Annotated in this window: 1 pseudogene; it reads right to left on the bottom strand. The window is 71.0% G+C overall.

The features are described from left to right. A pseudogene (locus tag QM517_RS18185) lies at positions 1-210 on the bottom strand (alpha-L-arabinofuranosidase); the annotation flags it as partial.

Here is a 210-nt window from a genome sequence, read left to right as displayed (position 1 = left end):
GGTAGTAGGCGTGGCACGACATCATGTCGACCTCGTCGTACGTGTGCGTGAGCCCGACGCGCTCCCACTCGCCGAACGTCGGCCTCTGCGCGCCGGAGGATCCGCACACCACGAGCTCGCTGGACGGGTCGAGCTGGCGCATGCCCTTGGCCGTCTGCGCGGCGATCTGGCCGTAGTCGTCGGCGGAGCGGTGGCCGAGCTGCCACGGCC

This window comes from Microbacterium sp. IEGM 1404, assembly GCF_030056775.1.
Taxonomy (GTDB): Bacteria; Actinomycetota; Actinomycetes; order Actinomycetales; family Microbacteriaceae; genus Microbacterium.
This window is presented reverse-complemented; position numbering and strand designations above follow the sequence as displayed.